This window comes from Citrobacter sp. Cb028, assembly GCF_030336705.1.
Lineage (GTDB): Bacteria > Pseudomonadota > Gammaproteobacteria > Enterobacterales > Enterobacteriaceae > Citrobacter > Citrobacter braakii.
Genome location: NZ_JAOWCZ010000034.1, coordinates 461,360 through 475,283, shown reverse-complemented (window position 1 = coordinate 475,283; position 13,924 = coordinate 461,360). Strand labels below are relative to the sequence as shown.

Sequence of the window (13,924 nt, the reverse complement as noted above, 5' to 3'; positions counted from 1 at the left end):
GACAACAAGGGATTAAAAATGAACATACCAAAAACAATGCTGGCGCTGGTAACCGCCGTTTTGCTTTCAGGCTGTGAGGATAAACCGCAGCAGGTGACCATCGAATTTATGCACTCCGCCGTTGAGCAGGAGCGCCAGACCGTCATTGCCGGGATCATCAACCGCTTTCAGCAAGAGAATCCGGATATTATTGTGAAGCAGGTTCCCGTCGAAGAGGATGCCTATAATACCAAAATCATTACCCTTGCCCGCTCAGGATCACTGCCGGAGGTCGTCGAGGTCAGCCATGACTATGCCAAAGTCATGGATAAAGAGCAGCTTATCGACCACAAAGCGGTGAAAACGCTGATCGACAGGCAAGGCGAAAGCGCCTTCTACGACGGCGTGCTGCGTATTGTTCGTACCGAAGACGGAACGGCCTATACCGGCGTGCCGATCAGCGCCTGGCTACAGGGAGTCTGGTATCGGAAATCGGTACTGGCTAAAGCAGGAATCGACGAACCCAAAAACTGGACGCAGCTGCTGGAAGCGGCACGCAGGCTGACCGACAGCACCAGTAAAAAATATGGCATCGCGCTGCCGACGGCTGAAAGCGTCATGAGCGAACAAACCTTCTCCCAGTTCGCACTTTCAAACGGTGCCAATGTGTTCAACGCAAACGGCGACATCACGGTTAACTCAGCGGAAATGCAGGCCTCGCTGAACTATTATCGCGAACTGGCCCGCTATACCATGCCTGGCTCGAACAACGTAACAGAGATCAAAGACGCCTTTATGAACGGCACCGCGCCGATGGCGGTCTATTCGACCTACATCCTGCCAGCGATTTATCAGGATGGTTCACTGGCGGATTTAGGCTTTGTCGTGCCGAGCGAAAAATCACCTGCCGTATTTGGCGTTATCACATCATTAACGCTCACGACCGGTCAGACTGAGGCAGAGACAAAAGCCGCCGAAAAATTTGTCAGCTTTATGGGACAGGCGCAGAACGCGGCTGACTGGGTATTGATGTCTCCGGGGGCGATGCTGCCGGTGACGAAGGCCGCCGCGCAAAACGTCAGCTGGAAGGACAACCCTGCCGTCAAAGTCTTTGGAACTCTCCCTGAACAGCTGATTGCCCAGTACCCGAATATGCAGGTCTTTGGATCGGTCGGCGAGAAGAACTTTACGCGGATGGGGGATATTACCGGCTCCATGATCCTCAGTGAAATGGTCAATCAGGCGACGGTAGGTAAGCAGGAGACATCGGTGGTGCTGGAACGCAGCCAGCAGCGGGTTCAGGCGTTAATGCAGCATAAGTAAAACAGAAAAATCCGCCTCAAACGTCGCGTTGGCAGCGTTTGAGGCAGTGTGGCAGGAATTACTCGCCGACTTTAGCCCACGTATCGCGCAGACCTACAGTGCGGTTAAATACCAGCTTGTCAGCCGTTGCATAGCGGCTGTCCAGGCAGAAATAGCCTTCACGCTCAAACTGGAACGCTTTACCTGCAATCGCAGCCTGCAGTGACGGCTCACCGTAGCCCTGCTTAATGACCAGCGATTCCGGGTTGATAACGGACAGGAAGTCTTCCGCCGCACCTGGGTTTGGCACGCTAAACAGACGATCGTACAAACGGATTTCAATCGGCAGCGCATGGGACGCGCTCACCCAGTGAATAACACCTTTTACTTTACGACCATCAGCCGGATCTTTGCTCAGGGTGTCGGCATCGTAGGTGCAGAAAATGGTGGTGATATTCCCTTCTGCATCTTTCTCTACACGTTCAGCCTTGATCACGTAAGCATTGCGCAGACGTACTTCTTTGCCCATCACCAGACGCTTGTACTGCTTGTTCGCTTCTTCGCGGAAGTCTGCGCGATCGATCCAAATTTCACCGCTAAACGGCACTTCACGGCTGCCCATTTCCGGTTTGTTCGGATGGTTAGGCATGGTAACCAGCTCGCTTTCGCCCTGCGGGTAGTTTTCGATAACCAGTTTCACCGGATCGATAACTGCCATCGCGCGCGGGGCGTTTTCGTTCAGATCTTCGCGAATGCAGGACTCCAGAGAAGCAATCTCAATGGTGTTATCCTGCTTGGTCACGCCAATGCGTTTGCAGAACTCACGAATAGCGGCAGCAGTATAACCACGACGACGCAGGCCAGAAATCGTCGGCATACGCGGATCGTCCCAGCCTTCAACGTGCTTGTCGGTCACCAGCAGGTTCAGCTTACGCTTGGACATCACGGTGTATTCCAGATTCAGGCGCGAGAATTCGTACTGGCGCGGGTGAACCGGAATGGTGATGTTGTCCAGCACCCAGTCGTACAAACGACGGTTATCCTGGAACTCCAGCGTACACAGTGAATGCGTAATGCCTTCCAGCGCATCGCTGATGCAGTGGGTAAAATCGTACATCGGGTAGATGCACCACTTGTTGCCGGTCTGGTGGTGTTCGGCGAACTTAATACGGTACAGCACCGGATCACGCATCACGATAAACGGCGAAGCCATATCGATTTTCGCGCGCAGGCAGGCTTTACCTTCTTCAAAACCACCGGTACGCATTTTTTCGAACAGTGCCAGGTTCTCTTCGACGCTACGATCGCGGAACGGGCTGTTTTTACCTGGCTGCGTCAGAGTGCCGCGGTATTCGCGGATCTCCTCCGCTGACAGTTCATCAACGTACGCCAGGCCTTTATTAATAAGCTCTACCGCATAGGCGTGAAGCTGATCGAAGTAATCCGAAGAGTAGCGAATATCGCCAGTCCAGTGGAAACCTAACCATTCAACGTCGTTTTTAATCGACTCAACGTACTCGATATCTTCTTTAACCGGGTTCGTATCATCAAAACGCAGGTTGCACTGGCCCTGGTAATCTTGCGCAATGCCAAAGTTCAGACAAATGGATTTCGCGTGGCCAATGTGCAGATAGCCATTTGGCTCCGGCGGAAAACGTGTATGGATAGTGGTGTGCTTACCACTGGCCAGATCTTCATCGATGATCTGACGAATAAAGTTACTCGGGCGGGCTTCAGCCTCACTCATCGTGGATTCCTCAAAGCGTAAACAACGTATAACGGAACATGATCTTATAAGCGACGTCAGGAGACAACTATTTGTTGCACAAAAAAGGTGTTTCAACAGGATATATGTGGATATTTGCTGCAAAAAAAAGCGGCGGAGGAATATCCCCCGCCGCTTAAGGCACTTAACTCACTTTACTCAGGAGCAGTTATTTACCTTTAATCTCATACAGTGGTGTTTGACCAGCAACCACATGACCTTCGGCTTTAATGACCAGAGCACCGAAATCATCGCTGTTGCTGCACACAACCGGGCTAATCATGGAACGTGCGTTGGCGTTCAGGAACTCCAGATCCATTTCCAGAATCGGTTGACCTGCAGTCACTTCCGCACCTTCTTCAACCAGACGCTTAAAGCCTTTACCTTCCAGCGCTACTGTATCGATACCCATGTGGACCACGATTTCCGCGCCTTTAACGGTTTCCAGACAGAACGCATGGTTAGTGTTGAAGATTTTCACGATGGTACCGGCAGCCGGAGCAACCACGATTTTATCCGTTGGCTTCACCGCCACACCGTCGCCTACAGCTTTGCTGGCGAAGGCTTCATCAGGTACCTGCTCCAGCGCAACCACGTCACCGGTAATCGGAGAAACTAAAGTTTCAACGGTTACAGCGTTCGCTACAGCTTGCGGTTTAGCAACCGGAGCCGCTGCTGCTGGCGCACTTTCACCAGACGCTGCAGCCACCGGGCCACGCGCGACAACTTTCTTCATTTCGTCGCCGATAGATTCGGCCTTCGCACCCACGATGACCTGGATAGTTTGCTTGTTCAGCTTAACCACTCCAGATGCGCCTAAACGTTTACACATCGCATCATTTACGCGACCGGAGTCGGCAACGGTCAGACGCAGACGAGTGATACAGGCATCAATCGCTTTCAGGTTATCGGTACCGCCAACTGCTGCAATGTAGTTGGTTGCCAGTTGAGCCAGACCTTCTTCAGTGTTGCTGTTCGCTTCTTCAGTAACGATATCGTCTTCTTTATCTTCACGGCCCGGCGTTTTCAGGTTAAACATACGAATAACCGCGCTGAACAACACAAAGTAAATGACGAAGAACACCAGGCCCATCACGACCAGCATCCAGACGTTCTGACTCGCCGCCGGCAGGTTGTACATCAACACGTAGTCGATAGCACCTGCGGAGAAGGAGAAGCCCGCGTGGATCCCCAGCAGTGTTGCAACGAACAGGCTGATACCCGTTAACAGTGCGTGCAGGAGGTACAGCAATGGCGCCAGGAACATGAACAGGAATTCCAGCGGCTCGGTAACACCGGTCAGGAACGCGGTGATCGCAACGGACAACAGCATACCGCCAACCATCGGACGACGTGCTTTCGGAGCGGCGAAGTACATTGCCAGCGCCGCACCCGGCAGACCAAACATCATGATCGGGAAGAAGCCAGACATGAACATACCCGCAGTGCCGTCACCCGCGTAGAAGCGGTTGATGTCACCGTGGAATACGGTACCTGCAGCGTTAGTGAATTCACCAATCTGGAACCAGGCGATGGTGTTCAGCACCTGATGCAGACCGGTTGGGATCAGCAGACGGTTGATGAAACCAAAGATACCGGAACCCAGCGCGCCAGCGCCCACGATCCACTCACCTCCCGCATGGATGGCGTTCTGCACCGGCGGCCACACGTAGCCGAAGATAGCAGCCAGCACCAGACAGAAGAAGCCAGTGGCGATCGGCACGAAGCGTTTGCCGCCAAAGAAGCTCAGGAAGTCAGGTAGTTTGATACCAGACCAACGGTTATATACCGCACCGCCGACCAGACCAGTGATGATACCTGCCAGCACGCCCATATTGATGGCCGGGTTAATGGTAACCATTGCTTTGGTCAATATGAAATAACCGACCGCACCCGCCAGCGCTGCAGCACCCGCACTGTCTTTTGACCAGCTGGAAGCCACACCGATAGCGAAAATTAACGCCAGGTTATCAAAGATGGCCCCACCCGCTTGCGCGATGAAGGGTACGTTAAGTAAATCTGGTTGGCCGAATCGCAGCAGCAGTGCCGCGACTGGCAGCACAGCGATGGGGAGCTGTAACGCCCTACCCAGCCGCTGGAAAAAACCTAAAATATTCATTTTATTCCCCCTACGAGACCCCGATTAGGCTTCTTTGAAGCCATATTTTTATTGTGCGACCATTCCTGACAGCAAGATTCTGGAACAACAATATTAACCATTCATCTACATTCAGAGTGTGTGAAAATTTAATTCGTATCGCAAATTAAATGCGTGTTTTTTGTGATTCCAGTCACCAAATATCGTTATTAACCCTCCCTTACACTGGCTAACTACGAAAACTTATTTTATCATTCAAAAAATCGAAACGGATTGATCCTTACCGATGCAAAACCAGGTTACGCTTAATACTGCACAGAGACTCAATCCGCCAATTGCTTACATTTACTTTTGAGGTGAAGAATGAGACTGATCCCCCTGAATACCGCTGAACAAGTCGGCAAATGGGCTGCTCGCCATATCGTTAACCGTATTAACGCGTTCAAACCAACGGCTGATCGTCCGTTCGTTTTGGGCCTGCCGACTGGCGGTACTCCGCTGACAGCCTACAAAGCATTGGTTGAAATGCACAAAGCGGGCCAGGTAAGCTTCAAGCATGTTGTAACGTTCAATATGGACGAATATGTTGGCCTGCCGAAAGAGCATCCGGAAAGCTACCATAGCTTCATGCATCGCAACTTCTTTGATCACGTTGATATTCCAGCAGAAAACATCAACCTCCTCAATGGTAACGCACCGGATATTGATGCAGAATGCCGTCAGTATGAAGAGAAAATCCGTTCTTACGGTAAAATCCACCTGTTTATGGGCGGCGTAGGCAACGATGGTCACATCGCGTTCAACGAACCAGCCTCTTCTTTGGCTTCCCGTACCCGCATCAAAACGCTGACTCACGACACGCGTGTTGCGAACTCACGCTTCTTTGACGGCGACGTAAGCCAGGTGCCTAAATATGCGCTGACCGTTGGCGTGGGCACCCTGCTGGATGCCGAAGAAGTGATGATCCTGGTACTGGGCCACCAGAAAGCGCAGGCGCTGCAAGCCGCCGTTGAAGGCAACGTTAACCATATGTGGACCATCAGCTGTCTGCAGCTGCATCCGAAAGCCGTTGTGGTCTGCGATGAGCCTTCCACCATGGAACTGAAAGTGAAGACGCTGAAATACTTTAACGAGTTAGAAGCGGAAAATATTAAAGGTCTGTAATTGATGTCTCCGCCCTGTCGATAAGTTGCAGGGCGGCATTTTTTGAAATCGGGGGTCGGAATGTATGCTTTAACCCAGGGCCGGATTTTTACCGGTCACGAAATTCTTGATGACCATGCGATTGTTGTCGCCAATGGCCTGATTGACAGCGTTTGCCCACTGGCTGAGTTACCGTCAGGAATTGAACAGCGCTCACTGAATGGGGCCATTGTTTCCCCCGGTTTTATCGATGTACAGCTAAACGGCTGCGGCGGCGTACAGTTTAACGATACGGCAGAAGCCGTGACCGTTGAAACGCTGGAAATCATGCAGAAAGCCAATGAAAAATCTGGCTGCACCAGCTACCTGCCAACGCTTATCACCACCAGCGATGACCTGATGAAACAAGGCGTTCGCGTCATGCGTGAATACCTGGCGAAACACCCAAATCAGGCACTAGGGCTTCATCTGGAAGGTCCGTGGCTGAATCTGGTGAAAAAAGGCACCCATAATCCGGGATTTGTCCGTCAACCGGACGCTGCGCTGGTTGATTTCCTGTGCAATAATGCCGATGTGATCACCAAAGTAACGCTGGCGCCAGAAATGGTCCCGGTAGAGGTCATTACCAAGCTGGTGAATGCGGGTATTGTGGTTTCTGCGGGTCACTCAAATGCAACGGTAAAAGAAGCAAAAATCGGGTTCCGCGCAGGTATCACCTTTGCGACGCATCTGTTCAACGCGATGCCGTACATTACCGGTCGCGAACCAGGTCTGGCGGGCGCTATTCTTGATGAAGCCGATATCTACTGCGGTATCATCGCCGATGGCCTCCACGTTGATTACGTTAACATTCGTAATGCCAAACGCCTGAAAGGCGACAAGCTGTGCCTGGTCACCGACGCAACCGCACCAGCAGGTGCAAACATTGAACAGTTCATTTTCGCTGGTAAAACAATATACTACCGTAATGGATTGTGCGTTGATGAGAACGGTACACTGAGCGGCTCATCATTAACCATGATTGAAGGCGTACGCAATCTGGTCGAACATGCGAATATCGCTCTCGACGAAGTCTTACGTATGGCAACGCTCTACCCTGCTCGCGCCATTGGCGTCGACAAACAACTCGGCAGCATCGCGCCAGGCAAAGTAGCCAACCTGACTGCGTTCACGCACGACTTTAAAATTATCAAGACCATCGTTAATGGCAACGAGGTCGTTACTGAGTAAGAGAAAGAATGACACCAGGCGGACAAGCTCAAATAGGTAATGTTGATCTCGTAAAACAGCTTAACAGCGCGGCGGTTTATCGCCTGATTGACCAGCATGGGCCAATCTCACGAATTCAAATTGCCGAGCAAAGCCAGCTTGCCCCCGCCAGCGTAACGAAAATTACGCGTCAATTGATTGAACGCGGGCTGATCAAAGAAGTCGATCAGCAGGCCTCCACCGGGGGCCGCCGCGCTATCTCTATCGTCACCGAAACCCGCAATTTCCACGCGATTGGCGTACGCCTGGGCCGCCACGATACTACGCTCACGCTCTATGATATGAGCAGTAAAGTGGTCGCTGAAGAGCATTATCCCCTCCCGGAGCGCACCCAGGAAACGCTGGAGTATGCGCTGCTCAACACCATTGCCACCTTTATTGAGAACTGCCAGCGGAAAATCCGCGAGCTGGTTGCGATTTCCGTCATTCTGCCAGGCCTGGTTGATCCTGAAAGCGGCGTCATCCGCTATATGCCGCACATTCAGGTCGAAAACTGGGGGCTGGTCGAAGCACTCGAAAAACGCTTTAAGGTCACCTGCTTTGTCGGTCACGATATTCGCAGTCTGGCGCTGGCCGAGCACTATTTCGGGGCAAGCCAGGATTGCGAAGACTCCATTTTGGTGCGTGTTCACCGCGGAACCGGGGCGGGAATCATCTCCAATGGCCGAATTTTTATTGGTCGCAATGGCAACGTGGGTGAGATTGGCCATATTCAGGTAGAGCCGCTGGGTGAGCGCTGTCACTGCGGTAATTTCGGCTGTCTGGAAACAATTGCCGCCAATGCCTCTATTGAACACCGCGTGCAGAACTTATTGAAACAGGGTTATCCAAGCCGACTCACGCTGGATGATTGCGGCATTAAAGCCATCTGTAAGGCGGCTAATAAAGGCGATAACCTGGCATCAGAAGTCATTGAGCACGTTGGTCGTCACCTGGGTAAAACCATCGCCATCGCCATCAACCTGTTTAACCCACAAAAAATCGTCATTGCGGGCGAGATTACCGAGGCTGACAAAGTGCTGCTGCCTGCTATAGAAAGCTGTATCAACACGCAGGCGTTGAAAGCGTTTCGCCACAATTTACCGGTGGTTCGTTCCACGCTGGATCACCGTTCAGCCATTGGCGCCTTTGCGCTGGTGAAGCGTGCGATGCTCAACGGTACATTGCTGCAACGTTTGCTGGAAAGCTAATACCAAGCAGCCTCTGCGTTAGCTGCATCTGCTCACCCCAGTCACTTACTTCAGTAAGCTCCCGGGGTTCTCAGACTTGTGCCGCCTTGATGCAACTCGAATGATTTAGTGTATTTTGTGTATAGTAATGCCTTCTTTTTTTGATGTCGGATTGTCCATGGCCATTAAGAATGTAATTTGTGATATCGACGGCGTGCTGATGCACGACAATGTTGCCGTACCGGGTGCGGCAGAATTTCTGACTGGGATCCTGGAAAAAGGCCTGCCGTTAGTTTTGCTGACTAACTATCCTTCACAGACCGGACAGGATTTGGCAAACCGCTTCGCCACCGCGGGTGTGAATGTCCCTGATAGCGTCTTTTATACTTCCGCCATGGCTACCGCTGATTTTCTTCGCCGCCAGGAAGGGAAAAAGGCCTACGTGGTAGGTGAAGGTGCGTTAATTCACGAGCTGTATAAAGCCGGGTTTACTATTACTGACGTGAACCCCGATTTTGTGATTGTTGGCGAGACGCGATCCTATAACTGGGACATGATGCATAAAGCGGCATATTTTGTGGCCAACGGTGCGCGTTTCATCGCCACAAACCCGGATACTCACGGACGCGGTTTTTATCCTGCCTGCGGTGCGCTGTGCGCCGGTATCGAAAAAATCTCTGGCCGCAAGCCGTTTTATGTGGGCAAACCCAGCCCGTGGATTATTCGCGCGGCGCTCAACAAAATGCAGGCGCATTCGGAAGAGACCGTTATCGTTGGCGACAACCTGCGTACCGATATTCTGGCGGGCTTCCAGGCGGGTCTCGAGACCATCCTGGTATTGTCTGGCGTTTCGACGCTCGACGACATTGACAGCATGCCGTTCAGACCAAGCTGGATTTACCCGTCCGTTGCGGAAATTGATGTGATTTGATGCGTAAGCCGGATAAGACGCTCCCGCGTCATATCCGGCCAGAAGAAATCCTTCCATTTAATAAAACCGCCATAAAATTATCGATTCATTAATAAACCCGTCTATTCCGTAATCTTTTTTCACCAATCCACAATGACCATTGCGTTTTTTATTTTCTGACCCGTAATTCACTTGCGCCCTCTCCAGCTTTGCGGCATTTTCTTTATCAAGCAAACATAAAAAGCATCACGCAACAGGTTAACGGAGAAGGTTATGTGTTCTATTTTTGGCGTATTCGATATTAAAACTGACGCAGTTGAACTGCGTAAAAAAGCCCTGGAATTGTCTCGTCTGATGCGCCATCGCGGCCCGGACTGGTCGGGTATTTACGCCAGTGATAACGCCATTCTGGCGCACGAACGTCTGTCCATCGTCGACGTCAACGCCGGTGCTCAGCCGCTGTACAACGTGAAGAAAACGCATATCCTGGCGGTTAACGGTGAAATTTATAACCATCAGGCGCTGCGCGCTGAATACGGCGATCGCTATCAGTTCCAGACCGGTTCCGACTGCGAAGTTATCCTTGCGCTGTATCAGGAAAAAGGCCCAGAGTTTCTGGATGACCTGCAAGGCATGTTTGCTTTTGCTCTGTACGACAGCGAGCAGGACGCTTACCTGATCGGTCGCGATCATATCGGGATCATCCCGCTGTATATGGGTTACGACGAGCACGGTAACTTCTACGTTGCGTCTGAAATGAAAGCCCTGGTTCCCGTGTGTCGCACGATCAAAGAATTCCCGGCCGGGAGCTATTTATGGAGTAAAGACGGCGAAATTCGTCAGTACTACCAGCGCGACTGGTTTGAATACGATGCGGTAAAAGACAACGTTACCGATAAAAACGAGCTGCGTCAGGCACTGGAAGATGCAGTGAAAAGCCACCTGATGTCAGATGTTCCTTATGGTGTATTGCTGTCCGGCGGTCTGGATTCATCCGTCATTTCCGCAATCACCAAAAAATACGCCGCGCGTCGTGTTGAAGATCAGGAGCGTAGCGAAGCCTGGTGGCCGCAGTTGCACTCCTTCGCCGTAGGCCTGGAAGGCGCTCCAGACCTGAAAGCCGCACAAGAGGTGGCGAACCATCTGGGTACTGTACACCATGAGATCCACTTCACCGTGCAGGAAGGTTTGGATGCTATCCGCGACGTGATTTATCACATCGAAACTTACGATGTTACGACGATTCGCGCCTCGACCCCGATGTACTTAATGTCGCGTAAAATTAAAGCGATGGGCATTAAAATGGTGCTGTCGGGCGAAGGTTCTGACGAAGTATTTGGCGGCTATCTCTATTTCCACAAAGCACCAGATGCAAAAGAGCTGCACGAAGAGACCGTGCGTAAGCTGCAGGCGCTGCATATGTTCGACTGTGCCCGTGCCAACAAAGCTATGTCGGCCTGGGGAGTGGAAGCTCGCGTGCCCTTCCTGGATAAGAAATTCCTTGATGTGGCGATGCGCATCAACCCGCAGGACAAAATGTGCGGCAACGGCAAAATGGAAAAACATGTTCTGCGTGAATGTTTTGAATCCTACCTGCCAGCAAGCGTTGCATGGCGTCAGAAAGAGCAGTTCTCCGATGGTGTCGGTTACAGCTGGATTGATACCCTGAAAGAGGTGGCCGCTGAGCAAGTTTCTGACCAACAACTGGAAACCGCCAGCTTCCGTTTCCCTTACAACACGCCATCATCTAAAGAAGCGTATTTGTACCGTGAGATTTTCGAAGAGCTGTTCCCGGTTGCGAGCGCTGCGGAATGTGTGCCTGGCGGGCCGTCTGTTGCCTGTTCTTCTGCCAAAGCAATTGAATGGGATGAGGCGTTTAAAACCATGAACGATCCTTCTGGTCGTGCGGTTGGCGTACATCAGTCCGCTTATAAATAAGTTAATCCTTAGAAAAGGGCCCTGCGGGGCTCTTTTTTATGTCTATTTTCTGTGCAAAAAAACAATTAATAACTAATAATTGCCGAATATTGCGTCATGCTGTTCGCAACCTAACCAAACAGTCACATTCCAGCTATTTTCAATGAAAAAGGGGTTGACGCTTCAAGGCTCAATACGCATAATGCGCCCCGCAACGCCGATAAGGTTACGCGAAAAAAAGATGGCTACGTAGCTCAGCTGGTTAGAGCACATCACTCATAATGATGGGGTCACAGGTTCGAATCCCGTCGTAGCCACCATCTTTTTTGCGGGAGTGGCGAAATTGGTAGACGCACCAGATTTAGGTTCTGGCGCCGCAAGGTGTGCGAGTTCAAGTCTCGCCTCCCGCACCATTCACCCGTAAGCGTTGCACGGATGGGGTATCGCCAAGCGGTAAGGCACCGGTTTTTGATACCGGCATTCCCTGGTTCGAATCCAGGTACCCCAGCCATTTTTTCTTCGATGTAGCGGTTCACCGCAACGGTCATTGGGGTATCGCCAAGCGGTAAGGCACCGGTTTTTGATACCGGCATTCCCTGGTTCGAATCCAGGTACCCCAGCCATCGAAGAATATGATAATATCTGGCTACGTAGCTCAGCTGGTTAGAGCACATCACTCATAATGATGGGGTCACAGGTTCGAATCCCGTCGTAGCCACCATATTAAGGACGTATCGACTCGTTCGGTAAATCCAAAAAATTGTTGGGGTATCGCCAAGCGGTAAGGCTCTGGTTTCTGATACCAGCATTCCGAGGTTCGAATCCTCGTACCCCAGCCAATTTCAAAAAGCCGTCCATTCTGTGGATGCACCCGTTGGGGTATCGCCAAGCGGTAAGGCTCTGGTTTCTGATACCAGCATTCCGAGGTTCGAATCCTCGTACCCCAGCCATATTAAAAAAGCTCGCTTCGGCGAGCTTTTTGCTTTTCTGCATTTATTATCTGATGGCACTACGCTTACCAGGCCTACAACGTTCTCTGTAGGCCTGTCTGAATTACAATCCTAACGCGTACTTGAGTGCCTGGCGTTTCAGCACGCCGGCGCGCTCTGCGGCCATTAGCCCAATATTACGCATGATACGCAGCGGCTGCAGGTTGTTGCTAAATCCTGCGTAGAACAGATCCATGCCGCTTTGCATGATGAAATTGTCAGTCATGCGACGGTTCTGATAGCGCTTCAGCACCGGCTGACTTGCCCAGGACTCACCGTAGCTGCGCGCATTCACCAGCACGTCAATCAGCGCATCCACATCACGGAACCCCAAATTAACGCCCTGCCCCGCCAGCGGATGAATGGTATGCGCGGCGTCACCCACCAGCGCCAGTCCTGGCTGCACATATTGCAGCGCGTGACGGCGCGTTAGCGGGAATGCCCCCGCTGCCACAGGCGTAACGTTACCGAGTCGCGATGGGAAATGTTTGGCGATCTCCGCCTGCAGTTGCGACATATTCAAACCTTGCAACTGACGGATACGCGCCGGTGAGTCGTACCACACCAGCGAGGCCCAGTTATCAAACAGCGGTAAAAATGCGCGCGGACCGTCAGGGGTGAATTGCTGCCAGGTGCTGTCTCCCGGCGAATTCTCGCATTGTACGGTTATCAACATACAGGACTGCGCATATTGCCAGGCATGGATACCAATCCCGGCCATTTTCCGCACCTGAGAATTTGCGCCATCGGCGCCAATGACCAGCTTCGCGCTGATTTTTTCGCCACCAGCCAGCTCAAGCTCATGCCGATCGTTATGTTGATGCAGAGAGATTAGCGACGCAGGCACGCGCAGCGTGACTTTGGGGTGAACGTCCAGAGCCTGCCAGAGCGCCTGTTGCAGGACCGTGTTTTCCACCATATAGCCCAGCAAGGGCAGCTTAAGCTCGGCGGCATCAAACATCACATGGGCATTTTCCCATTCCCACGTTTCCAGACGACGGTAAGGATGGCTGCGCATCCCCTGAACCGTATCCCAGACGCCCAGCCCTTTCAGTAACGACACGGAGGCGGAGCTGATGGCCGAAATTCTGACATCTGGCGGTCCGTCAGCCACAAACGGCGCGGGAACGGCATGCTCAATGACCGTTACCGTAAATCCATGCTGCGCCAGTCCTAGCGCCAGCGCGCCGCCGACCATCCCCCCGCCGACAATGGCAATTTCCGTTGGTTGATTTGTCATGGTCAATTATCCTGTTACATGTATTGTGTAAGTTTACAGGATTTTTTACCCCTTGAGGCTGACATCCGTCATACTGGTCACAACCGCGCCAAAGCAGTACACTATGCGCCCTGCATTTCAGCCACAATTTCGCAAGAGCAAGT

9 protein-coding genes and 7 tRNA genes are annotated in these 13,924 nt (G+C 51.9%); 13 read left to right on the top strand and 3 right to left on the bottom strand.

Features of this window, described 5'->3' with window-relative positions:
• Nucleotides 1–18: 18 nt before the first annotated feature.
• Nucleotides 19–1,302 carry an ABC transporter substrate-binding protein gene (locus tag OGV75_RS11755; protein WP_046274598.1) on the top strand — a complete coding sequence of 428 codons (1,284 nt, stop codon included), beginning with the start codon at nucleotides 19–21 and terminating at the stop codon, nucleotides 1,300–1,302.
• Nucleotides 1,303–1,360: 58 nt separating this feature from the next.
• Here the strand turns inward: OGV75_RS11755 and glnS are convergent, their stop codons facing one another.
• Both glnS and nagE read right to left on the bottom strand, forming a co-directional pair.
• A complete protein-coding gene (glnS, locus tag OGV75_RS11750; protein ID WP_016152250.1) occupies nucleotides 1,361–3,028 on the bottom strand; it encodes a glutamine--tRNA ligase in 1,668 nt (555 codons plus the stop codon).
• Between the two features lie 187 nt (nucleotides 3,029–3,215).
• The gene (gene nagE, locus OGV75_RS11745) at nucleotides 3,216–5,165 is read right to left on the bottom strand and encodes a PTS N-acetyl glucosamine transporter subunit IIABC (protein WP_016152249.1); all 1,950 of its coding nucleotides are present in this window, start codon (nucleotides 5,163–5,165) and stop codon (nucleotides 3,216–3,218) included.
• A 342-nt stretch (nucleotides 5,166–5,507) separates the two neighbouring features.
• On the opposite strand from nagE, the gene nagB reads away from it, so the two are divergent.
• The 12 genes from nagB (at nucleotide 5,508) to OGV75_RS11685 (ending at nucleotide 12,502) form a co-directional block, all read left to right on the top strand.
• The gene (gene nagB, locus OGV75_RS11740; protein ID WP_003022803.1) at nucleotides 5,508–6,308 is read left to right on the top strand and encodes a glucosamine-6-phosphate deaminase; all 801 of its coding nucleotides are present in this window, start codon (nucleotides 5,508–5,510) and stop codon (nucleotides 6,306–6,308) included.
• Between the two features lie 60 nt (nucleotides 6,309–6,368).
• Nucleotides 6,369–7,517 (top strand): N-acetylglucosamine-6-phosphate deacetylase, encoded by a 1,149-nt coding sequence (nagA, locus tag OGV75_RS11735; protein ID WP_032931096.1) that lies wholly within the window; start codon nucleotides 6,369–6,371, stop codon nucleotides 7,515–7,517.
• A gap of 8 nt (nucleotides 7,518–7,525) precedes the next feature.
• On the top strand, nucleotides 7,526–8,746 hold the full coding sequence (gene nagC, locus OGV75_RS11730; RefSeq protein ID WP_016152247.1) for a DNA-binding transcriptional regulator NagC: 1,221 nt from the start codon (nucleotides 7,526–7,528) through the stop codon (nucleotides 8,744–8,746).
• Between the two features lie 157 nt (nucleotides 8,747–8,903).
• On the top strand, nucleotides 8,904–9,656 hold the full coding sequence (gene nagD, locus OGV75_RS11725) for a ribonucleotide monophosphatase NagD (RefSeq protein ID WP_005121413.1): 753 nt from the start codon (nucleotides 8,904–8,906) through the stop codon (nucleotides 9,654–9,656).
• A 252-nt stretch (nucleotides 9,657–9,908) separates the two neighbouring features.
• Nucleotides 9,909–11,573 (top strand): asparagine synthase B, encoded by a 1,665-nt coding sequence (gene asnB / locus OGV75_RS11720; RefSeq protein ID WP_003835552.1) that lies wholly within the window; start codon nucleotides 9,909–9,911, stop codon nucleotides 11,571–11,573.
• Nucleotides 11,574–11,795: 222 nt separating this feature from the next.
• Nucleotides 11,796–11,872: transfer RNA gene (locus OGV75_RS11715), tRNA-Met, on the top strand.
• A gap of 8 nt (nucleotides 11,873–11,880) precedes the next feature.
• Nucleotides 11,881–11,965, top strand: a tRNA-Leu gene (locus tag OGV75_RS11710).
• Between the two features lie 23 nt (nucleotides 11,966–11,988).
• A tRNA-Gln gene (locus tag OGV75_RS11705) sits at nucleotides 11,989–12,063 on the top strand.
• A gap of 37 nt (nucleotides 12,064–12,100) precedes the next feature.
• A tRNA-Gln gene (locus OGV75_RS11700) sits at nucleotides 12,101–12,175 on the top strand.
• A gap of 21 nt (nucleotides 12,176–12,196) precedes the next feature.
• Nucleotides 12,197–12,273: transfer RNA gene (locus tag OGV75_RS11695), tRNA-Met, on the top strand.
• A gap of 43 nt (nucleotides 12,274–12,316) precedes the next feature.
• Nucleotides 12,317–12,391: transfer RNA gene (locus OGV75_RS11690), tRNA-Gln, on the top strand.
• 36 nt (nucleotides 12,392–12,427) lie between these two features.
• Nucleotides 12,428–12,502 (top strand) — tRNA-Gln (locus OGV75_RS11685).
• Between the two features lie 103 nt (nucleotides 12,503–12,605).
• On the opposite strand, the gene ubiF is transcribed toward OGV75_RS11685, so the two are convergent.
• The gene (ubiF, locus tag OGV75_RS11680) at nucleotides 12,606–13,781 is read right to left on the bottom strand and encodes a 3-demethoxyubiquinol 3-hydroxylase (protein WP_200010811.1); all 1,176 of its coding nucleotides are present in this window, start codon (nucleotides 13,779–13,781) and stop codon (nucleotides 12,606–12,608) included.
• Between the last annotated feature and the right edge of the window lie 143 nt (nucleotides 13,782–13,924).

What these genes read in the sequence shown, in the direction of transcription:
- OGV75_RS11755 (WP_046274598.1), top strand. Translation starts at nt 19, where the DNA reads ATGAACATACCAAAAACAATGCTGGCGCTGGTAACCGCCGTTTTGCTT.
- glnS (WP_016152250.1), bottom strand. Translation starts at nt 3,028, where the DNA reads ATGAGTGAGGCTGAAGCCCGCCCGAGTAACTTTATTCGTCAGATCATC.
- nagE (WP_016152249.1), bottom strand. Translation starts at nt 5,165, where the DNA reads ATGAATATTTTAGGTTTTTTCCAGCGGCTGGGTAGGGCGTTACAGCTC.
- nagB (WP_003022803.1), top strand. Translation starts at nt 5,508, where the DNA reads ATGAGACTGATCCCCCTGAATACCGCTGAACAAGTCGGCAAATGGGCT.
- nagA (WP_032931096.1), top strand. Translation starts at nt 6,369, where the DNA reads ATGTATGCTTTAACCCAGGGCCGGATTTTTACCGGTCACGAAATTCTT.
- nagC (WP_016152247.1), top strand. Translation starts at nt 7,526, where the DNA reads ATGACACCAGGCGGACAAGCTCAAATAGGTAATGTTGATCTCGTAAAA.
- nagD (WP_005121413.1), top strand. Translation starts at nt 8,904, where the DNA reads ATGGCCATTAAGAATGTAATTTGTGATATCGACGGCGTGCTGATGCAC.
- asnB (WP_003835552.1), top strand. Translation starts at nt 9,909, where the DNA reads ATGTGTTCTATTTTTGGCGTATTCGATATTAAAACTGACGCAGTTGAA.
- ubiF (WP_200010811.1), bottom strand. Translation starts at nt 13,781, where the DNA reads ATGACAAATCAACCAACGGAAATTGCCATTGTCGGCGGGGGGATGGTC.